Genomic DNA, 19,597 nt, shown 5'->3' with positions numbered 1-19,597 from the left:
TCTGGATGTCGTTCGTGCTTTCGTCCANGGTTACCGCGAGCACCGACCGCTTACATTGGATCAATTGGTCAGATCCATCCAGTTAACCTGGTGGAAAGAGGCCGGATGGGTGACCGTGGAAAGAACGGGATTCCACTCCCATCAAAAGATTTCGGGAAGAGAACCTTTGGGTAGGTCAGCATTGGCATCATCTAAGGGATATCTTGGGCGGGATATAAGATTATGAATATCGGTGATAAGCCTCCGCTGAAACGAGAGATTTTTTGAATTGCCGTCTAAGTTTCACAAGGTGGGGCCAAGACAATGGATCGAATAGGGGCCAGTAGGGGATCCATAAAGTTCGGGCTAATAAACGAGGAGGTGTGAACATGGAACTAGCACTCGAATTTATCCAAAGCATGAAGGTCAAGCTGAAATCGGAACAAAGAGGGACGCTTAAAGCCATTGAACAAGTGTCTGAAGAAGATATTACCTGGCATCCGACTCCGGAAAGCAACAGTATTGCTAATTTGGTGGCGCATATTCGGGGGGCCGCACACTCACGGGTCGAGACGATTCTGTATAACATTCCGGACATGCGGGACAGGGATAAGGAATTCGAACGTGGACTGATGATGACGAAAAAAGAAGCATACCAGCATACAAAAGACGCGTTTGATATCATTCTTCAGTATCTTGAACAGCTTCAATCCGAGCCAGAGCAATTGATGTCCCAGCCTTTCCTCCTACTGCCGCCGCTTACATACAGCCAAGTGAACAACGAAACGACAGCACTAAATCTGATGATGGCGATGTTCAGAGAAGTGCACTACCATACGGGACAGATCATTTATATTGCCAAAATGAGAAAAGGCGAGTTAACTTGGGACTGAAGAGATCAGAAACTGTAGTTCTGTATATTTTTCGGAAAGGGGAAAGGGTATGGAAAAAATGAAATGGGTGCTGCTTGCGATCTCATCGTTGATCTTGGCAGTCTGCTCGTTACGGGCAGGGAATCTGTGCCTGCATCCAATGATCCCCGAGACAGGCCCTGTGGGTGAGCCTCCTGAACCTGACCGTTATCAAGCTGTTCTTTGGTATATAGCTTCCGGGTTGTTATTCATCTCATTCATCATCGCTGTTGTTCGATCGATCAGCAGCTGGGTGCAAGGGGGATGGCGTATACCTCATGATTAGCTGCCTGAAAACTAGAAACAAAGCAATCGAAAAGAAACGCCGGTTCCCCTGATAGGCTACAATCATCATAGAAATGAATATAGCCGGGAGGTATGACGCGAATGAAATTGCACAAGATTACCCCAAACCTGTGGTTCGATTCTCAAGCAGAAGAGGCGGCGAATTTTTATACGTCCATTTTCCATGATTCCCAAATCGGCAGAATTGTCCGCTATGGTCCGGAAAGCAGGGGTGTAGAGGGAACGGTGATGACCGTAGAATTTCAATTGGAAGGGCAGTCATTCGTCGCGCTGAATGGGGGTCCGCATTTTAAGTTCAATGAGGCCATATCTTTTATCGTTCATTGCGATGATCAGGAGGATCTGGACTATTATTGGGATAGGCTCTCCGAGGGAGGGGACGAAAAGGCGCAGGTTTGCGGTTGGTTAAAAGATCAATTCGGCGTATCCTGGCAAATCATCCCCAGCCATTTAACGGAGATGATCAGTGACCCCGATCCGGCAAGAGCAGGGCGAGTCATGCAAGCCATACTCCAGACGAAAAAGAAAATCGACATAAAGGCGCTGCAGCAAGCTTACGAAAATTAGCGGATATTCTTACCCGCGTAAAAAACGAAGGTTCGAAGAAAGGCCATCCATCAGGGTGGCCTTTTGCACTTTTGCTTCTTATGGTTGGAGGTCATCACAATAACGCCGTAAAATTCCTGTCCTTCGCCAATTTTATGTTTTAACCAAGCCACTGTGATTTACTTCACAGGCAAAGCCTCCCATATCCGTTACGATATAAATGTAATGAATTTCACAAGGTTGCACGGGAGGCGTGTTTATGAGCAGACGATTGGTGATGATAGGCAACGGGATGGCGGGGGCGCGGTGTATCGAGGAAATTCTTCGCCGGGACCGCGACCGCTACGAGATAACGATGATCGGGGATGAGCCGTATCCCAACTATAACCGAATTATGCTGTCCCCTGTGCTGCAAGGGAAAACAACGTTTGAAGAAATCACGATTAACGATTGGGACTGGTATCAGTCCAATAACATACATTTGCTGTCCCAGGAACGGGCTATAGAGATTAACCGAGCTTTGAAAGAAGTTCGAACCGACCGGGGAACCGTCATCCCCTACGACGAGCTCATTATCGCGACCGGATCCAGCGCGTTTATTTTACCTGTACCAGGACATGACCTGGAAGGCGTCGTCGGTTTCCGCACCATTGAAGACACGAAAATGATGCTGGAAACGGCTAAACAATACAAAAAGGCGGTCGTGATCGGCGGCGGATTGCTCGGCTTGGAAGCAGCTCGCGGATTGATGAACCAGGGGATGGAGGTCCATGTCGTTCATTTGCTGCCCCATCTGATGGAAATGCAGCTCGACGCGGCAGCGGCAAAGCTGCTTCAGCAGGACCTGGAAGCCCAGGGCATGAAGTTTCTGATGGAAAAGAAAACAACGGAAATCTACGGTGACGGGAGAGTACAAGGGCTTCGGTTCGAAGACGGAACGAACGTCGAATGCGATCTTGTCGTCATGGCCGTTGGCATTCGTCCCAATGCAGCGCTGGCGCGGGACGCGGGGCTGGCGGTTGGCCGGGCCATTCAAGTCAACGACCTGATGCAGACGACGGACCCGTCGATTTATGCCGTAGGCGAGTGCGCTGAACACCGCGGCATAGCCTATGGTCTGGTGGCGCCATTGTATGAACAGGGCATCGTGCTTGCGGACCACCTTACGGGCCGGCCAACGGAAGGTTACGCGGGCAGCGTGTTGTCCACGCAGCTAAAGGTAGCGGGATGCGATCTGTTTTCCGGCGGAGAAATCCATGCGGATGAGGACACGAAAGCCATCGTCGTGCAGGACGAGGTCGCCGGATCCTATAAAAAGATCCTGGTTCGCGAGAATCGCATCGTCGGCGTTGTGCTGTACGGGGACGTTTCCGACGGAACCCGACTGTTCAGCCTACTGAAGAAAGGCAGCGACATTCAGGAATATACGAGCGCCTCCGTGCTCCATAAAGCCGGGGGAGACAGCGGACTCGATGTCGCCTCAATCAGCGCGGACGAAACGATTTGCGGATGCAACGGCGTAACCAAGGGACGCATCGTCGGCGCCATTCTCGAGAACGGACTGACCACGTTCGACGAAGTGAAAGCTGTGACCAAAGCCGGAGGCTCATGTGGCAAATGCCGCGGCATGGTTGAGGCGATCCTCGCGCATACGCTGGGCGACAAATTCGACGCATCGGCGCAGAAGGCGGCAGGCATGTGCGCCTGCACGACGCTTACCCGCGATGAGGTGGTGGCCGCGATTCGCGAGAAAGGTCTGCAGTCGCCGCGGGAGACACGCATCGTGCTCGGGTTTGCATCCGAAGAAGGCTGCTCGAAGTGCCGCCCGGCACTGAATTATTATTTGCGGATGCTGCATCCTGAGACGTATGCCGACGATAAGGCATCCCGATATGTCAACGAACGAATGGAAGGCAACATGCAGAAGGACGGCACGTTCTCCGTCATTCCGCGGATGTATGGAGGAACGACGACACCGGAGGATTTGATCCGCATCGGTGAAGTTGCGAAGAAATACAACGTGCCGCTGGTAAAAATTACGGGCGCCAGCCGCATCGGGCTGTACGGCGTACAGAAGGAAGACGTCCCGAACGTTTGGGAGGAGCTGGAGATGCGTTCGGGGTACGCCTACTCCAAGTCGCTGCGTAACGTCAAATCGTGTGTCGGTTCGAGATTTTGCCGGTTCGGCACCCAGGACTCGTTAGGGCTTGGCATCCGGCTGGAACAAGAGATCGAGATGGTCGATACGCCGCACAAAATGAAAATGGGTGTGACCGGCTGTCCGCGAAACTGTGCCGAAGTATTGACGAAGGATTTTGGCGTCGTCTGCGTGGAGAACGGATACCAGCTGTATTTTGGCGGAAACGGCGGCACCGAGGTCCGGGAATGCGACAGCCTGACGACGGTGGCGACTGAGGATGAGGTGATCCTGTTGGCTAAAGCCTACGTACAGCTGTACCGGGAAACCGGTATTTACGGCGAACGCACAGCCCCATGGGTGAAGCGGATGGGCACGGATTGGGTGCGCCAAATGCTGGGCAATGAGCAGGAGATTTCCGGTTTAGCCAGCCGTTTCGAGCATGCAAAATCAACGTATCACGAAGCATGGTCGGCCGCGCTGGAAGACGAAGAACGCCGCCGGATGTATACCGTGGAGAGACCATAAGGGGAGGGAAGGGCATGGACGTGACGAGAGAAATGATGAAAGTGATGAAGCTGGAGGAGCTGAAACCGCAGATTGGCAAGGAGGTACGCGTTGGCGATGAGTCGGTTGCGTTGTTCCGGCTGTCAAACGGGGAGGTGCGGGCGGTAAGCAACTGGTGTCCGCACAAGAACGGTCCGCTGGCTGAGGGGATTGTGTCAGGTGAATTTGTCTTTTGTCCGCTGCACGACTGGAAAATATCGCTGACGACAGGGGAAGTGCAAAAGCCGGACGACGGCTGCATCCAAACCTACGAAACCGCGGTTATCGACGGTTACGTCTATATTGGAGGACTGAAAGAGCATGAAAAACACCATTCAGATCGTTGATACCGCCGGGGTAAACAAGGTTAGCCTTATGAACCGGAGTATAGGCAAATACTTTGTATCCTCCATGCTTGCCGGTTTGTTCGTTGGTCTCGGCATCATACTGATCTTTACGATCGGCGGACTGCTCGCGCCAGTTCACGCACCCGCCATGAAGATCGTCATGGGAGCCAGCTTTGGTATCGCCTTGAGTCTGGTCCTGATGGCGGGATCGGACTTGTTTACAGGCAACAATATGGTCATGGTGGTCAGCACGCTGAACAAGAAGACGACCTGGCTCGATACGCTTAAAATATGGCTGTACAGCTACCTCGGCAATTTTGCCGGATCCTTACTGGTCGCGGCGATCTTCGTATGGACGGGATTGGCGAAAGGGGGAACGGCCGAATTTATCAACAGCACGGCTGCTGTTAAAATGAATGCACCGTTTATGGAATTGTTCATGCGGGGAATTTTATGTAACACGCTCGTCTGTCTTGCCGTCTGGTGCTCCATGAAGCTTAAGGAAGAGACCGCCAAGCTGGTCATGATTTTCTGGTGTCTGTTCGCCTTTATTACCTCCGGGTTCGAGCACAGTGTGGCAAACATGACGCTGCTCTCGGTCTCGCTCTTTATCCCGCATCCAGACACGGTAACCTGGGGAGGGCTGGCCGCAAACCTGATTCCGGTTACCCTAGGTAATATGGTCGGCGGCAGCGTGTTCGTAGGCCTGGCTTATTGGTATATGACGAAAGATAAAGAGAAGGTGGAGATCGAAACTTTGCCGCAAAGCAAAAGGTCTGCAAGTTAATGATCTGAAATAATCAACACCGTGAGCCTTCCCATAGAGAGCCCCAAGGGCGCAGCGGGAATGAAAGCCAAGAAAGCGCGGTACGCCCCATCAGGTCGCTTTCTTGGCTTTCGGTTTCCACGTGGGCGCTTCCGTCTCAGCTGGCTCCTCGATGATAGCCATGGCTTCATCGTAACGGCGGCTTTTAAATAGAATGATCAGTTCCTCCAGATCTTCTCTGTCCAACAGCTTCACCCCGTTCACGGCCGCAAGGATGCGGCAGGATTCGGTGTATCTTCCGGAAGTCAGCACGATTGCCCGTTCAGCTTCATAGTATCTCATCGAAGTATAAATCTCCTGAACCGCTCCGATGCTGACCGGATTGCTGTTCCCGTAGCGTTTGGCCTGAAGGACGTTTCTCAGTCCGTTCTGATCCGTAAACACCAAGTCGGCGCCGAAGTCCCGGCTGGCTGTCGTTTGATACACTTCTCTATATCCGAGCTCGTGAAACAGCCGGAAGAGATACAGCTCAAATTCAGAGCCGTCTGCCATTAAATCGATATCCTTGATCGTAATCTTGCGCGGATTCGCCTCCCGGCGGATCCTTTTTCTGCGGTTTCTGACCAAACGTATGACGAATAGGACGAGGAGCAGGGCAACCAGCCCGGCGATCATGATGGTCGTTGTATCCAAGGTAGTAGGCAAATTAGGTTTCCTCCAAATATCCGAATGTTTGTTCCTATCCACTATATCAAAATCGCTTCAACGAAGGAAGTCATTTCAAATGACTTGCTAGCTGAACATGACCGTGAGAGAGTAAAGGATATACAAAAATAAAACATGGGGTGTGATTGTTAAATGACCGAGACGTTGAATTTCGAGGAATGGTTGGATCGGGAACGGGATCGGGATCGTGACTCCGCTCTAGTCGTGCTCATGTGCGGAATCGCCGGTTCCGGGAAAACTACATTTTCCCAGAGATTGGAGGAACAAGGATTCATCCGTCTCTCTATTGACGAGGAGGTGTGGAACACGCACGGCCGTTACGGAATCGATTATCCGGTTGAAAAATACAGAGAATACTTAGATGTAGCGCATGCAAGCTTACGAAAAAAGCTAGTCACATTGGTTCAAAACAAAAAAGCAGGTTGTGGTCGACTCCAGCTTTTGGAGCCGTTCCGCGAGAGATGACTATAAACAGCTTATTGAACATTCGGGAGGAAAGTGGAAGTTAATTTATTTAAAAGTACACCCTGATGAATTGCGAAAGCGCCTCAAAGTCCGGAGCCAACGTTTCGATGCAAACGCCGCGTTTCCTATTACCGAGGAGACGTTGAACAATTTTTTTAACTCGTTTGAAGAGCCTCAGGGGGAAGGAGAAATCGTAGTAGAAAATGTGATAGAGCAACAATAGCCGGCAGATGCTGCTGGTCTGTTCTGCGGATTACTAAAAGGCTGCCGTACGCACGGCAGCCTTTCGCATTTCTACAGGAAGAACATTAGCACTTCTCATCTCAGCACAATTTTTTTATTACAGATCAACAGTAATTTTTCGCGTTATCTTCATCGTTCTGATCAGAATATTTGGAACAATCAGCAGCAGCGCGATCGCTCCGTAGACGCCGACGGTATAACTCAAAGCGTATTCCAACCCAAAGCCCTGTTGAAGGACGGAAGTGATCAGATGAATGAGCAGGTTTGTAAAACAAAACGCATAACTCCGAATCATCCAGTTGCGGTGCCGAATGACCTGTTTCTTCTTAATTTGAACGAGTGCCGTCACCGTAATGAACAGCCAGATTAAATTCAGCGCGTTAAACGCCATGCTCGTCACTTTTCCTCCGGTGGCGTAAGGCGCCATATACCCGGAAGTTATTACGACAACAAGCACCGACAACATATAGACGTATCCGTTGATCCGATGGAATTTTCGGCTTTTTTGAAAAATGCGGTTGGAAAAGTTGACAAGCCCAGCCGCCATGGCGATGCACGCAAAAGCAACATGTATGCGCATGATGCTTAACCACGCTGGGAGGTGAATTTCACGTTGAAGACCGGTTTTATGGCTTAAAAAGCCTTCTGCACCGGGATCGATAATAAAATTATCCAATAAAGCATAAAGGATAAACAAAATACTGACACAGGCCAACACACCATATAAGATTTTTCGTTTGTTCACTTCATTCATAACCCCCAAAGCTCTTCATTTCATTGTTGAAAAGTTGATTTCAAACGCTTGCCGACGACCCTGGAGGCCGGAAGCACGCCGGCTTTGGCGGTGCCGTGCAGCTCGTCGCCATCGACGGTGACATCAAATTTCAGGTTTAAACGCATCGGCTTGGTTACTTGCTGGGACCAGGTCAGCTTGTTACCTTGAATGACTGGACTCATAAATTTGACCGTTTCATCCCCTTGGGTGGCTGTTCCGTGGACTTCACCATGGCTTGTTGCGATGGAGAGCTTGACATCCATTTTCCCCACGGGCGTTGCAATGGTCACATCCCAGTCACCTTCGAAAACGGACTCTATATGTCTAGATGTGTTTTGAAGGGGAGGGGAAGGTGGATTCACCGCTTCAGTACTCAGCACAAGGTTCGATTCCTTGTCTATTTCGGACTTTTCCGAGTTCGGCACCAATCCCTGTGCCCGCCAAGCGATACCTCTCCGCTCGTATTCGAACAGCTCCTCGATCGCATGGGCGATCCGAGGGCCAAGCTCGCGTTCCACCAGATGCAGGGCAACATCGAGCCCGGACGTTACGCCGCCGCCACTAACCAAATTGCCGTCGTCCACGACACGTGCCTTGACCGGCAGGGCACCGGTTGCGCCAAGAACGTCCATGCCCAGATGATGCGTAACGGCACGTCTGCCTTCCAGCAAGCCTCCCATGGCCAAAACCAAGGATCCGCCGCATACGGTGGAGACAATGATGTCTTTCCTTCCGAGCGCTTCCCTGATCATGCCTGTCAAATCGGTATTTGCGGTTCGTGCCAATATGGCTGGGACGGAATCGGGACCGTCGCCTTCGACATCCCCGGCAGCGCCGGGAACGAGAATAATCCCCGCTCGATTTGGATCTAGTTTGCCGGCTGCTTCAATAGGCAGGCCCTGGGTGCCGCTGGCCACAGCTCTTGCTCCTTCGGCGGTGACAAGCTTCACCTCCAGCGCACCATTGGACATCATCGCCGCGGCACAGAAAACTTCATATGGTGCCAAGGCATCCAGCAGATCGAAGCCATCAAAAAGAACGATTTGAACGGTTAACATCGATACATCCTCCTTCATTGAAGACGAAGCCGTACGTTCAACTTGAGTCCCTTGTGTTTTTACGCGAGACACGATCGCCGAACGGTACATTATGGGTCATCATCGTTATTTGGTCAGCAAGTCCTTAAGCCGGCTATATTCCTGTTCGTCAATTTCACCTTTGGCCATCCGGTTTTTGAGAATCCAGGCAATGTCATCCTCCCGGCGGCGGCTGTTACCGGACTTGTGACGAATGGAATACATCCGAACCGCCAAAAAACAAAAAAGCGTGATACAAAACAAAGCGCTAAACACGTATACACTGCTGTTTTCCATGGTCAACCTCCTTCACGAACAACATCCTATCAAATGAATATCTCGAATGAAGAAATAAAAGTGTCACAAAACGATAAACATTGCATCACAAAATGGGTAGGGCAGTTAGTTCTTCCTCAAAAAGATGATAAACTAGATGCGAAGGTGGGATGTACATGAGCGGAGGCCATACGATTCTCGTTGTAGACGACGATCCCAGCATCGTCGAACTGTTGAAGGACTTTTTGGAGAATGACAATTTTCGTGTGATCACGGCCTGCGATACGGCAGAGGCGTGGGACATGTTCGAACGGAATACGGTTCACGCCATCATTCTGGATATTATGATGCCGGGACAAAACGGGTTTGATTTATGCCGCCGGATTCGCGCGGATAGCGACGTTCCGATCCTTTTTCTGAGCGCGCGCAGCGATGACGTGGACAAGATCCGGGGGCTGACGCTCGGCGGCGACGATTATATCGTGAAGACGGCTTCTCCGGGAGAGATTGTCGCCAGGGTAAAAGCCGTCCTGCGGCGCACCGCTTCGCGGGAGCATACGAAGGAAAGGATCCTTGACTACGGCCGGATCCAATTAAACTTGTCCACCAGGGAAGTTTTTGTGGATGGGGTTGGCATCGTGCTCACCCCGAAGGAGTACGATTTGCTGCGATTGTTCGCTGAACATCCAAGGCATGTATTTTCCTATGAGCAGCTGCTCGCCAAGTTTTGGGAAGGGATCGGCGACCGGCATACGATTCGGGTTCATCTCAGCCGGCTCCGGGAGAAAATTGAGGTTGATGCAAATCATCCGCAATACCTGGTCAACGTGTGGGGTGTAGGGTATCGCTTCGAGGGAGGATAAGATGAAAACACTTCGCATTCGCACATTTACGATACTCTGCCTATTTATGATCACGCTCGTGCCCTGGGTATTTTTCGTTGCAGCCAACTTTCTGGAAACCCATTCGCTAAAAATCGGCTCAAACCAGCCATACGATGAAAGTCTGCAGAAAGATATAAACGAGGCCATTCACATGATTGAGATGGGCTCGGGTCAATGGCGGGATCCGAACTGGCAAGGCCAGCTGCAAAGCGAGCTGCATCAATCCAAGCTGGACGCGGTCATATTATCCGGTTCCGACGAGGAGATTTATCGGTCAACCGATCGTGAAGGTGGCTTGCGGTCAACCGAGCGCTTCTCTGTCATCGAGAATGGCCATGTGCTTGGAAGGGTGGTTGTTTACCTGCCCAAGTCTAATACGCTTCCGACGATATCTGCGTTTGCCGGTCTGCTGCTCGCTTTTTTCATCGTTGGCGTAGAGATGCGGAGATTCCTGCTGAAGCCCCTGGAGAAAATGAGCCGGGCCGCAAGGCAAATCGCTTCAGGCGATTGGGAGGTACGGTTACCGAAGTCGAGAATTACGGAAATCGCTGAAGTAGGGGATGGATTTGATGTGATGGTTAAAGGGCTGCGAACGTCATACCAGAAGCAGGTAAAGCTGGAGGAAGAACGCCGCTTTGTCATATCTGCGGTCGCGCATGATTTGCGTACTCCGTTGTTCGCCCTGAGGGGATATTTGGACGGCTTGGAGCAAGGCATTGCCCAAACGCCGGAGAAAATTTCAAAGTATGTAGCCGTATGCAAGGAGAAATCGGCCCAGTTGGATCGGTTGGTGGAAGACCTGTTTACTTTTACGAAAATGGAGTATTGGGATCGTCCATTGAACAAGGCGCCAATCGATTTACCGGTCGTGCTCCAGCAATCCATCGACAGCTTGAGTCCCAGTGCCGGGCATAAAAGTATTGTGATCAACAGCCATCTGGCCGCCGATTGCGTCGTTAGCGGGGATGCGCATCTGCTGGAGCGCGCACTGAGCAACCTGCTGGATAATGCGGTGAGGCACACCCCGCCAGGCGGTACGATCGATGTCCGATGTAACAAGAAAGAAGGGAAAATCGAGTTTATGATCCGAGACAGCGGGCCGGGGTTCACGGCGGAAGAGCTGGAGCGCGTGTTCGAACCGCTGTACCGCGGGGAAGCGTCCAGAAACCGTTCGACCGGAGGCAGCGGCCTGGGATTAACCATCTCGCAGCGAATTATTCGGCAGCATGGAGGCGAACTCACGGCAGGCAACGATCCGCAGGGCGGCGCAAGGCTGACGGGCTGGATTCCAGCTGCAGACTCACAGCTTTCTTGATGGAGCTTACTGCGGATAACACTTTGAAATAGGCTGGTCACTGCCATTCGGCGGCCGGCTTTTTTTGCGTATAAGCAGCTGCTTCTATTTCTTTCGGTTGGTCCTGATTTGGCAATATGTCAGGTTGACTCGACAATTTTTTATATTCCTTTATATAATATGTATAAATTTCCCCCGTTAAGAAGCAGCCCACTCCAATTGGAAAGTTGTCATTTTGTTGCGTAAGTACAAAGTGTTACCATCTCTTCCAGCAGTAACCTTAGAGAAACAAGCGAATATTTTTTTCTGAGGATTGGGAAGCGCTTGCATATAAATTGCCAGTCTAACGCCATATAAAACGAATTTAAAACACACTAATAAGGGTGGTATAATATGAATTTATCAACGCTGCGAAGATGGCTGTGGCCGCAAACGAGTTTCCAGGGAAAAATTTTTATGGCTTTCGGCCTGATCACATTTCTGTCCATCGTCTCCGTCACCGCTATCGTCTATGTGAATATGCGCGAGACGATCAAGCATAACGCGGTCACATCCGTCTCGGACAGTATCCGGCAGGCGGATGAATCATTGAACGTCATGCTCGAGGAGATTGACCGGCTGAACACGGTTGTCGTAACCAATAAAAACACGGTGATCAATACGATCATGAGCCCAAACGAAGAGCCTAGTTATGAATGGTTCCTGGAACAGAAACGGATAACGGAATATTTATCCGGACTGATTCAATATAAGCCTTATATTTCCCGCATGGCGGTCGTCGGGCTGAACGGAAAAGTATTTTTTACCGGCGGTCCCTGGATGGACCGGAGCGTTCTGGGTACTCCGATGCTCAACTACATGCTGCACAATGGATCACGTCATGCGTATTTTAAGCCGGAAGGAACTGCGGATGCCATTACCGTCGGCCGTGAGATTCGCTATAACCGCGAGACGGTCGGCATCGTCATGGTCGACTTGGATTATGACTTTATTAAAAAAACGTATGGGGTCAAACCGACCGCGGACAGCATGCTGTATGTTCTTGATGAGCAGAACGGCTATGTGTATCAATCCGAGTCTGCGCCGTCCTCTTATGCGCCCCCGCTGGACAGAATCGTCCAGATCAAAGGGAAGCTTGCCGGAGATAACGACGTCGTGGAGCAGAAGATCAACGGCAGGTCCTACATCGTGGTCAGCCGCCATTCCGAATACACGGGCTGGAGCACGCTGGCACTGATTCCGCTTGATTCGTTACTTAGCGAATCGACGCGAATCCGTAATTTGATGACCGAGGTATCGATCATCGTCTTTATCGTCATCCTGATCGGTTCCCATCAGGTCTCTTCGCGGACCACAATAAATATCCGGCGGCTCAGATCGATGATGATGCAGGTGAAGGACGGGAATCTGTCGTTTCCCCGAACGGAGATTCATTCAAAGGACGAAATTGGACAGCTGTACCGCGTGTTCATCAGCATGGTAGACGAATTAAAACGGCTGATGGAAGGCATCCGATTAAGCGAGAAGAAGAAGCGGGAGGCTGAACTGACCGCCCTGCAGGCACAGATTCGTCCGCATTTTTTGACAATTCGCTGAATACGATCAAGTACTTGGCCAAGCTGAACGGGGTGCCCAATATCGAGGAAGTATCCGGCTCGCTCATTGAGCTCATGCGGGGTTTATTGGGGAACTCCAACGAATTTTTAACGCTGCGCGAAGAGCTTGACTATGTGAACAGCTACATATCCATCGTGAAATACAAATATTTGGAACCCATCGAGGTGCACACACAGATCGAAGACGACGCTTTGCTGGATTGCCGTGTGCTGAAGCTGATGCTCCAGCCTCTCGTCGAGAATGCGATTATGCATGGTATCGGTCCATCCGGGGAAGGGGGCTTCGTCCTGATTCGGGTCTATGCGGAGCATCAAGAACTGCGGATCGAAGTCACGGACAACGGCCGGGGCATGACACAGGACCAGATCGACGCTCTTCTTGGAGCAGCGGACCGTGAGGATATGCCGTCACGCTTCAGCAGCATGGGTGTACGCAATGCGAACGAACGGATCGTGAGAATGTTTGGCGAATCGTACGGTTTGAGCTTATACAGCGAGCCGGGTCTGTACACGAAGGTAGAAATTCGTTTTCCGCAAATTCGTAACAGCGATCAATCTGATCAAGAGGTGGTCTAATGATGTTTAAAGTACTATTGATCGACGACGAGCCGTTGATTGGCAATGTCATTCGAACGTTATTCAACTGGAAGAAGCACGGGTTCGAGTTCGTCGGCGAAGCATACAGCGGGACAGAAGCATTGGGGATGATGGAGGAGTCGCAGCCCCACATTGCCATTATCGACGTGAACATGCCAGAGATGAACGGAGTAGAGCTCCAAAGGATCATCCGTGAGCGGTATCCCTCGGTTAAGACGATCATGCTCAGCAGTTATGACGATTACGATTATGTCCGCGAATGCTTGCGAAACGGGGCTGTCGACTATTTGCTCAAGCACCGGCTTGATGAGGCGTTGCTGCTGAACGTTTTGGGCAAAGCCGTTAAGGATTTACAGGAAGAAGACCGGGTGGAGGAAGGAAGGCTGGCGAGCAAAAAAATGGCGGAGACGATGAAACCTGTATTGATCAGAAGCCGCATTGCCGAGCTGGTGAGAGAGAACGGGGAAGGGGCAGGTAGCCTTGAGGTTGCGGGCGGGCTGGAAGGTTTGTATCCAGGTGCTGTCCGTTATGCGGCAGCGGCACTGCAGATCATCCCGTTCCTGCTGCTGACGGAGTCGTTCAGCGACAGCCAAACGAACCGGCTGGTACAGCAGGCGGTCGATGTGATGCAGCAGAGCCTTGGAGATATCCATGAGCGGACGGCCGCTTACGTGGAGAACGGGCGGTTGATGGTCGTGTTTGCGTTCAAGGAGCGCAGCGAACATGCCGGCAGCAGCGAGGCGCACCGCTGGATGGGCAAAGTTCAGCATGCGCTGGAGCTGATGCTGAATTTGAAATCTGTCTATGCCCTTGGGCATCCATGTGCAAGCTTGACGAAGCTGGGGACGAGCTACAGTTCGGCCGAAAAGGCGCTCGATACCTCTCCTGTCGTGGAGAATGGGATCCGATCCGAACATGTGACCCATAACGAGCCTGCTGCCAAAGAAAGACCGAACGAGCAGCATCTTCGCGTTGCCTTGACGATTGAGGAACAGAAACAGCTGCTTCTTGCCCTGGAAAGTCTGGACCAGGAAAGGATGCAGCAGCTGATCGCCTCCGTCTGCGGTTCTGTATGTCATCAGCCGCTTCATTCACCTGCGGTGCAGATGATTGTCAGCGAGCTGCTGCACACCGGCGACAAGGCTCTGAAAAAGTCCATTTCCACACCTGCAGCGGAAGCCGCCATATCCGAACTCCCGCCGCGACGCGATCTGGGGCGGATCGGCAGCATGGATGAGCTTGAGGAATAGGCTGAAATCCTACTTTACCGCCTTGCTGAATTTACTGAAGCGTCAGCGTGCTGGAGGCGGCTATTCCCGGCATGTCTCGCAGGCTATCCATTTTATATTGGAGCGGTATCAAGGTTATATCAACTTGGAAATGGTGGCGGCTTCCATCGGGCTCAATCCCTCTTATTTAAGCCGTTTATTCAAAGAGGAGACGCAGTGCAACTTCTCGGAATACGTGAACCGCATACGCATCGACGCGGCCCAAAAGCTGCTGGAGAGCGATCAATATTCGGTCAAACAAATCAGCAGCCAAGTGGGCTTTACGACATATAACTACTTTTTCAAAGTGTTTAAGGAGCTGACCGGGATGACACCGCATGCTTATGTGGAGAGCCTCCGTCCGGAACGACAGCGGTCGAAACCGTAAAATATGTGGAGTAAATAGTCAAATAAATAGAATTTGCTGTCATGCGGGGTGAACTATAATACTCACATACACCAGGGGAAACGCTTTCAACTGTTCCCAAATATACAAAAACGGAGGTCATAGAATCATGTACAAACTTTGGGGTAAATATGCGCTGAGCACAGCGCTCGTTTCCGCTTTACTGCTCTCGGGCTGCAGCTCCAACAGCGGTTCGGGATCCGATGCAAAGACGGCGGAGCCGTCCGAAGCAACGGTGAATGAGACCGGGTTTCCGCTTACTAAAGAGCCCGTCACACTGAACATGTTCACCCGGATTGCCCCGCTGAATGGTCCTTTCAAGGACATGCCGGTGTTTCAGGATTATGAAAAAATGAGCAATGTGCATGTAAACTTTACCGAAGCGCCGACAGACGGCTTCCAGGAGAAAAAAAACCTGCTGTTCGCCTCCAATGAGCTGCCCGACGCTTTTTACCGCTCAGGCATTACGCCGCTTGAAGCGACGCAGTATGGTGCCGTTGGCCAATTGATTCCGCTGGAAGACCTGATCGACAAATATGCGCCGAACCTGAAAACACTGATGGAACAGTACCCGGAAATCCGCTCGGCGATCACGACACCGGAAGGTCACATTTACGCGATCCCGGGAATCGTGACGCTTGCAGCCGCCCGTACGGATAAGAAGTGGATCAATGAGGCGTGGCTGAAGAAGCTGGGCCTGAAAGAGCCCGAAACGACGGACGAATTGTACGATGTGCTGGTGGCCTTCCGTGATAAGGATCCAAACGGCAACGGCAAGAAGGACGAAATTCCGATGACCGCCCGGGCGGGCCTGGCTGTCGTCAACTTGATGAGCGGATCGTTTGGTCTCGACCAGCAGCTTGGCTACAACATCAATTTGGAGAACGACAAGGTCAACATCTGGATGGGCAGCGAGCAGAACAAAGAGCTGGGGCTCGGGCAATGCCGGATTTTTCTTTGATCAGACGAACAACAACTTTCTGCCAATTGCCGACCAATATGTAGGGATTGCGCCTCCGGCAGGTCCGCACGGCGATCGGCTGCAGGCCCAGACAGCGCCAGTGCCGCGTGACTTTGGTGCCTTCGCCATTTCGTCCGTCAATAAATATCCGGAAATCACCATGCGCTGGATCGACTATTTCTACAGCGACGAAGGATCGACCCTGCTGCGGTTCGGGCGAGAAGGCGAGCACTATGAGCTGAAGGACGGAATTCCATATTATAAAGAAGACTTCCTGAAGACCGACAACCAGCCCAAAATCACACCTTATGCAGGAGGAGGAGCGCCACACCTCATTAGTGATAAAGTAGCCTCTTATATCAATCCACCTCAGGTGCAGGAAGCTCAGAAGAAGCTGGATCCATACATGCCGAAGGTCCGTTATGCAGCTCCGATGTTCGACGAGAAGACGGCACAAGAAGTCAACATCCTCCGGAACGATATCGACAAGTATTACGAAGAGCAAAGCACGAAATTCATTGCCGGTGCGCTCAGTTTCGATAAATGGGATGAATTCCAATCCACGCTGAAAAAGATGCAGATCGACAAGCTTCAGGAGCTGTATCAAGCAGCCTATGACAAGATGGAGAAGTAATGAAGAACTAATGATAATTCGTCATGAGGTAAGGAGTAGATGGTTATGAAGAGCGCGCAAGTCCAGGCGACGGCCGCTCCATCCCGGGTTTCCGCAAGACGGGGGAGACGCATATGGATTCAGATGGTCAAGCGGTACGACCTGTATCTCATGCTGCTGGTGCCGATCGCCTGGTATTTGATCTTTCATTACGGGCCGCTGTACGGTCTGCAAATTGCTTTTAAAAATTTCAACCCTGCCAAAGGAATTATCGGCAGCAGCTGGGTTGGCTTCGATCATTTCGAGCGGTTTTTCGATTCGTATTATTTCGGGCGGCTGCTGTGGAACACGTTGTCGATCAATCTGTTTTCGCTGCTGATCGCTTTTCCGATTTCCATCGTGCTGGCGCTGATTGTCAATGAAATTCGCAGCAAATCGTTCAGCAAGCTGCTGCAAAATATTACGTTCATACCGCACTTTATTTCCGTCGTCGTCATCGTAGGCATCCTGAACGTATTCCTCTCGCCCACGACCGGGCCGATCAATTCGCTGATTGAGGCATTCGGCGGTTCGCCGATCCGATTTCTGGAGGATGCCGGCTGGTTTAAAACGATTTTTATCGGCTCGAACATATGGCAGAACATGGGCTGGCAATCGATCATTTACATCGCGGCGCTCAGCGGGAAGATGGACGGCGCCTCCCGGATGCGGCGCGTGTGGCATATCTCCTTGCCGGGAATTGTTCCCGTCATCGTGATCATGCTGATCCTGGACATCGGCCATTTCATGGACATCGGATTCGAGAAAATATTACTAATGCAGAACAATTTGAACCTTGAGGCGAGCGATGTCATTTCCACATTTGTGTACACCACTGGTATTCTCAAAGGAGAGTACAGCTACACCGCGGCCATCGGGCTGTTCAACTCGGTCATTAACCTGGTGCTGCTGCTATTGGTGAACCGGTTTGCACGCAAAACGTCAGAAACGAGCCTTTGGTAAAGGAGGACCATGCGCCATGTCTAAACAAGCTGCTGCTATAATCAGCAGACCGAGGGATGAGCGGGTGTTCGATGCGATCGTGTATACGATCGCATCGCTCATCATTCTGATCGTGCTTTATCCGCTCATTTTCGTGATCAGCGCTTCGTTCAGCGACCCGGCGAAAGTGCTGAACGGGGAAGTATGGCTGCTGCCGAAAAGCGTGTCTTTGGACGCGTACTCGAATATTTTTCATAACGGAAAAATATGGACGGGATACATGAATACGATCATGTATACGGTAGTCGGCACAATCGTCAATATGATCCTGACCATATTGGCGGCTTATCCGCTGTCAAGACCCGACCTGCCCGGCCGGAAAGTGCTGATGGTCATCATTACGCTTACGATGTTTTTTGGCGGCGGGCTGATCCCTACTTATTTGCTTGTCAAAAATCTCGGAATGCTGGACACGATGTGGGCCTTGATCGTTCCGGGAGCGATCTCCACGTACAACCTGATCGTTATGAGAACGTACTTTCAGAGCAGCATCCCTTGGGAGCTGCAGGAGGCTGCCCACATCGACGGATGCTCGAACTGGCGGCTGCTGATCAACATCATCCTGCCCTTGTCCAAGCCGATCCTGGCCGTCATGGTGCTGTTTTATGCCGTCGGCCATTGGAACTCATTTTTTAATGCCCTGATCTATATCCGCGACGAGGGACGGTATCCGCTGCAGCTAGTCCTGAGGGAAATCTTGTTGATCAGCCAGACCGATGCCGTTGACGGCAACGTCGGACTGGAGAGTAAGGTGCTGCTTGCGGAAAGTATCAAGTACGCGGTCATCATTATTTCCAGCCTGCCGATTTTGATTATGTACCCTTTTGTGCAGCGGCATTTTGTCAAAGGCGTCATGATTGGCTCCATTAAAGGATAGACATGGGCAGACGCCTTGATTGGCGGCGTTTAATAACATCTTACTTATGGAGGTACATTGTGCAAACGAATGCGACGATAACAATCGACTGCAGCCGGCCTGGTGAACATACGGTTAACCCCTATCTCTTCGGGCATTTTGTGGAAGATATTCGCGACCATATGGAAGCGATGCTGGCCTTTCCCTTAAGAGATATGGATTTTGAAAGCGAGAAAACCGGAGAGAGCGCCGTATCGGGAAGCTGGTTTCCCTTTACGAACGGACGAAATACGCAATATGCGCTGGAAGCGCCGGCACTGAGACATTCAGGCCGCGCTCAGCGCATCCGGATCATGAGCGACGATGAGGCGTACGCTGGCATCGCACAGAACGCTGCGCTAAAGGGCCGATGACATACACGGTCCGTATTGTCGCCCGCGCATCCGTTGAGCTCCGTTATATCATACTGGACGCGGTGGACCGGCGGACCGAGGAGCTTCTTGGGCGTGTGAAGATGGAGCTCAAAAGCCACAATTGGCAGGAATACGAAGCAAGCATGCCTGTCTCTAGAAACTGTGCCGACGCGGAGATTCGTGTCTATATTCCGGCAGACCATCCCCGCTGGACCGACCATGTTTCCACCGGCATGCTGTGGCTCGATCACGTATCCCTGCTTCCTGAGGACAACATCGGCCTGGTGAAACGCGAGGTGATCGATATGGCCCGGCCGCTGAATGCGGGCATGATGCGGCTCTCGGGGAATTACATCAGCGCATACCACTGGGAACATGGCGTGGGTCCGGTGCTGGAGCGGCCAGTGATGTACAACGAAGCTTGGGGCGGATGGACCAGCAAGTATTTCGGGACAGACGAATTTATCCGGTTTTGCCAAGAGCTGCAGGTGGAACCGCTGATCTCCGTCAACGACGGGTCTGGTACGGCCGAGGAAGCCGCACGGTGGG

Annotated in this window: 22 protein-coding genes and 1 pseudogene; 19 read left to right on the top strand and 4 right to left on the bottom strand. The window is 51.6% G+C overall.

The window, feature by feature from the left end; translation table 11 throughout:
- Positions 1-368: 368 nt before the first annotated feature.
- From CPT76_RS11375 to CPT76_RS11355, 5 genes are all read left to right on the top strand, one after another.
- Positions 369-872 (top strand): DUF1572 family protein, encoded by a 504-nt coding sequence (locus CPT76_RS11375; RefSeq protein ID WP_105443000.1) that lies wholly within the window; start codon positions 369-371, stop codon positions 870-872.
- A gap of 405 nt (positions 873-1,277) precedes the next feature.
- Positions 1,278-1,763 carry a VOC family protein gene (locus tag CPT76_RS11370; protein WP_374954641.1) on the top strand — a complete coding sequence of 162 codons (486 nt, stop codon included), beginning with the start codon at positions 1,278-1,280 and terminating at the stop codon, positions 1,761-1,763.
- 238 nt (positions 1,764-2,001) lie between these two features.
- Entirely contained in the window at positions 2,002-4,407 is a 2,406-nt protein-coding gene (nirB, locus tag CPT76_RS11365; RefSeq protein ID WP_105442998.1) for a nitrite reductase large subunit NirB, read from the top strand.
- A gap of 14 nt (positions 4,408-4,421) precedes the next feature.
- Positions 4,422-4,772 carry a nitrite reductase small subunit NirD gene (gene nirD / locus CPT76_RS11360; RefSeq protein ID WP_105442997.1) on the top strand — a complete coding sequence of 117 codons (351 nt, stop codon included), beginning with the start codon at positions 4,422-4,424 and terminating at the stop codon, positions 4,770-4,772.
- Positions 4,747-5,559, top strand: a complete 813-nt coding sequence (locus tag CPT76_RS11355; RefSeq protein ID WP_105442996.1) for a formate/nitrite transporter family protein — start codon at positions 4,747-4,749, stop codon at positions 5,557-5,559. Before nirD ends, CPT76_RS11355 begins: the two co-directional genes overlap by 26 nt.
- 90 nt (positions 5,560-5,649) lie before the next feature.
- On the opposite strand, the gene CPT76_RS11350 is transcribed toward CPT76_RS11355, so the two are convergent.
- A complete protein-coding gene (locus CPT76_RS11350; protein WP_105444047.1) occupies positions 5,650-6,213 on the bottom strand; it encodes a restriction endonuclease in 564 nt (187 codons plus the stop codon).
- A gap of 183 nt (positions 6,214-6,396) precedes the next feature.
- On the opposite strand from CPT76_RS11350, the gene CPT76_RS39475 reads away from it, so the two are divergent.
- Both CPT76_RS39475 and CPT76_RS39470 read left to right on the top strand, forming a co-directional pair.
- Positions 6,397-6,729 carry a P-loop nucleotide/nucleoside kinase family protein gene (locus CPT76_RS39475; protein ID WP_258168315.1) on the top strand — a complete coding sequence of 111 codons (333 nt, stop codon included), beginning with the start codon at positions 6,397-6,399 and terminating at the stop codon, positions 6,727-6,729.
- Positions 6,689-6,952, top strand: a complete 264-nt coding sequence (locus CPT76_RS39470; RefSeq protein WP_258168314.1) for a P-loop nucleotide/nucleoside kinase family protein — start codon at positions 6,689-6,691, stop codon at positions 6,950-6,952. The genes CPT76_RS39475 and CPT76_RS39470 overlap by 41 nt, the downstream gene beginning before the upstream one ends.
- Before the next feature lie 117 nt (positions 6,953-7,069).
- On the opposite strand, the gene CPT76_RS11340 is transcribed toward CPT76_RS39470, so the two are convergent.
- The 3 genes from CPT76_RS11340 to CPT76_RS11330 all read right to left on the bottom strand — a co-directional run bounded on the left by CPT76_RS11340 (position 7,070) and on the right by CPT76_RS11330 (position 9,120).
- The gene (locus CPT76_RS11340) at positions 7,070-7,717 is read right to left on the bottom strand and encodes a DUF2306 domain-containing protein (RefSeq protein WP_105444046.1); all 648 of its coding nucleotides are present in this window, start codon (positions 7,715-7,717) and stop codon (positions 7,070-7,072) included.
- 29 nt (positions 7,718-7,746) lie between these two features.
- A complete protein-coding gene (locus tag CPT76_RS11335) occupies positions 7,747-8,805 on the bottom strand; it encodes a DJ-1/PfpI family protein (RefSeq protein WP_105442995.1) in 1,059 nt (352 codons plus the stop codon).
- A 105-nt stretch (positions 8,806-8,910) separates the two neighbouring features.
- Positions 8,911-9,120 carry an SHOCT domain-containing protein gene (locus CPT76_RS11330; RefSeq protein WP_308737562.1) on the bottom strand — a complete coding sequence of 70 codons (210 nt, stop codon included), beginning with the start codon at positions 9,118-9,120 and terminating at the stop codon, positions 8,911-8,913.
- Positions 9,121-9,275: 155 nt separating this feature from the next.
- Here CPT76_RS11330 and CPT76_RS11325 point away from each other — a divergent pair, with 155 nt between their 5' ends.
- From CPT76_RS11325 to CPT76_RS39450, 12 genes and pseudogenes are all read left to right on the top strand, one after another.
- Positions 9,276-9,962 carry a response regulator transcription factor gene (locus tag CPT76_RS11325; protein WP_105442993.1) on the top strand — a complete coding sequence of 229 codons (687 nt, stop codon included), beginning with the start codon at positions 9,276-9,278 and terminating at the stop codon, positions 9,960-9,962.
- A 1-nt stretch (position 9,963) separates the two neighbouring features.
- Positions 9,964-11,298, top strand: a complete 1,335-nt coding sequence (locus CPT76_RS11320; RefSeq protein WP_105442992.1) for a sensor histidine kinase — start codon at positions 9,964-9,966, stop codon at positions 11,296-11,298.
- Between the two features lie 372 nt (positions 11,299-11,670).
- On the top strand, positions 11,671-12,873 hold the full coding sequence (locus tag CPT76_RS11315) for a cache domain-containing sensor histidine kinase (protein WP_258168313.1): 1,203 nt from the start codon (positions 11,671-11,673) through the stop codon (positions 12,871-12,873).
- Positions 12,874-12,887: 14 nt separating this feature from the next.
- Positions 12,888-13,469 carry a sensor histidine kinase gene (locus CPT76_RS39465; protein ID WP_258168312.1) on the top strand — a complete coding sequence of 194 codons (582 nt, stop codon included), beginning with the start codon at positions 12,888-12,890 and terminating at the stop codon, positions 13,467-13,469.
- Complete coding sequence (locus CPT76_RS11310) at positions 13,469-14,740, top strand: response regulator (RefSeq protein ID WP_258168311.1); 1,272 nt, start codon at positions 13,469-13,471, stop codon at positions 14,738-14,740. The genes CPT76_RS39465 and CPT76_RS11310 overlap by 1 nt, the downstream gene beginning before the upstream one ends.
- Positions 14,730-15,146, top strand: a complete 417-nt coding sequence (locus CPT76_RS39460) for a helix-turn-helix transcriptional regulator (RefSeq protein WP_258168310.1) — start codon at positions 14,730-14,732, stop codon at positions 15,144-15,146. Before CPT76_RS11310 ends, CPT76_RS39460 begins: the two co-directional genes overlap by 11 nt.
- Positions 15,147-15,273: 127 nt before the next feature.
- Complete coding sequence (locus tag CPT76_RS41360) at positions 15,274-16,125, top strand: extracellular solute-binding protein (protein ID WP_308737561.1); 852 nt, start codon at positions 15,274-15,276, stop codon at positions 16,123-16,125.
- A gap of 100 nt (positions 16,126-16,225) precedes the next feature.
- Entirely contained in the window at positions 16,226-16,759 is a 534-nt protein-coding gene (locus CPT76_RS41355; protein WP_308737560.1) for a type 2 periplasmic-binding domain-containing protein, read from the top strand.
- Positions 16,760-16,804: 45 nt separating this feature from the next.
- Entirely contained in the window at positions 16,805-17,740 is a 936-nt protein-coding gene (locus tag CPT76_RS11300) for an ABC transporter permease (RefSeq protein WP_105442991.1), read from the top strand.
- 16 nt (positions 17,741-17,756) lie between these two features.
- A complete protein-coding gene (locus CPT76_RS11295) occupies positions 17,757-18,656 on the top strand; it encodes a carbohydrate ABC transporter permease (RefSeq protein ID WP_105442990.1) in 900 nt (299 codons plus the stop codon).
- Between the two features lie 59 nt (positions 18,657-18,715).
- On the top strand, positions 18,716-19,048 hold the full coding sequence (locus CPT76_RS39455) for a hypothetical protein (protein WP_258168309.1): 333 nt from the start codon (positions 18,716-18,718) through the stop codon (positions 19,046-19,048).
- Positions 19,045-19,597: pseudogene (locus CPT76_RS39450) on the top strand (alpha-L-arabinofuranosidase C-terminal domain-containing protein); the annotation flags it as partial. The gene CPT76_RS39455 and the pseudogene CPT76_RS39450, both read left to right, overlap by 4 nt.

It is taken from the genome of Paenibacillus sp. AR247, assembly GCF_002968895.1.
GTDB classification, from domain to species: domain Bacteria; phylum Bacillota; class Bacilli; order Paenibacillales; family Paenibacillaceae; genus Paenibacillus_AQ; species Paenibacillus_AQ favisporus.
The sequence above is the reverse complement of the archived record's forward strand: the minus strand, read 5'-3'. Positions and strand labels throughout refer to the sequence as shown.

What these genes read in the sequence shown, in the direction of transcription:
- CPT76_RS11375 (WP_105443000.1), top strand. Translation starts at nt 369, where the DNA reads ATGGAACTAGCACTCGAATTTATCCAAAGCATGAAGGTCAAGCTGAAA.
- CPT76_RS11370 (WP_374954641.1), top strand. Translation starts at nt 1,278, where the DNA reads ATGAAATTGCACAAGATTACCCCAAACCTGTGGTTCGATTCTCAAGCA.
- nirB (WP_105442998.1), top strand. Translation starts at nt 2,002, where the DNA reads ATGAGCAGACGATTGGTGATGATAGGCAACGGGATGGCGGGGGCGCGG.
- nirD (WP_105442997.1), top strand. Translation starts at nt 4,422, where the DNA reads ATGGACGTGACGAGAGAAATGATGAAAGTGATGAAGCTGGAGGAGCTG.
- CPT76_RS11355 (WP_105442996.1), top strand. Translation starts at nt 4,747, where the DNA reads ATGAAAAACACCATTCAGATCGTTGATACCGCCGGGGTAAACAAGGTT.
- CPT76_RS11350 (WP_105444047.1), bottom strand. Translation starts at nt 6,213, where the DNA reads ATGATCGCCGGGCTGGTTGCCCTGCTCCTCGTCCTATTCGTCATACGT.
- CPT76_RS39475 (WP_258168315.1), top strand. Translation starts at nt 6,397, where the DNA reads ATGACCGAGACGTTGAATTTCGAGGAATGGTTGGATCGGGAACGGGAT.
- CPT76_RS11335 (WP_105442995.1), bottom strand. Translation starts at nt 8,805, where the DNA reads ATGTTAACCGTTCAAATCGTTCTTTTTGATGGCTTCGATCTGCTGGAT.
- CPT76_RS11330 (WP_308737562.1), bottom strand. Translation starts at nt 9,120, where the DNA reads ATGGAAAACAGCAGTGTATACGTGTTTAGCGCTTTGTTTTGTATCACG.
- CPT76_RS11325 (WP_105442993.1), top strand. Translation starts at nt 9,276, where the DNA reads ATGAGCGGAGGCCATACGATTCTCGTTGTAGACGACGATCCCAGCATC.
- CPT76_RS11320 (WP_105442992.1), top strand. Translation starts at nt 9,964, where the DNA reads ATGAAAACACTTCGCATTCGCACATTTACGATACTCTGCCTATTTATG.
- CPT76_RS11315 (WP_258168313.1), top strand. Translation starts at nt 11,671, where the DNA reads ATGAATTTATCAACGCTGCGAAGATGGCTGTGGCCGCAAACGAGTTTC.
- CPT76_RS11310 (WP_258168311.1), top strand. Translation starts at nt 13,469, where the DNA reads ATGATGTTTAAAGTACTATTGATCGACGACGAGCCGTTGATTGGCAAT.
- CPT76_RS41360 (WP_308737561.1), top strand. Translation starts at nt 15,274, where the DNA reads ATGTACAAACTTTGGGGTAAATATGCGCTGAGCACAGCGCTCGTTTCC.
- CPT76_RS11300 (WP_105442991.1), top strand. Translation starts at nt 16,805, where the DNA reads ATGAAGAGCGCGCAAGTCCAGGCGACGGCCGCTCCATCCCGGGTTTCC.
- CPT76_RS11295 (WP_105442990.1), top strand. Translation starts at nt 17,757, where the DNA reads ATGTCTAAACAAGCTGCTGCTATAATCAGCAGACCGAGGGATGAGCGG.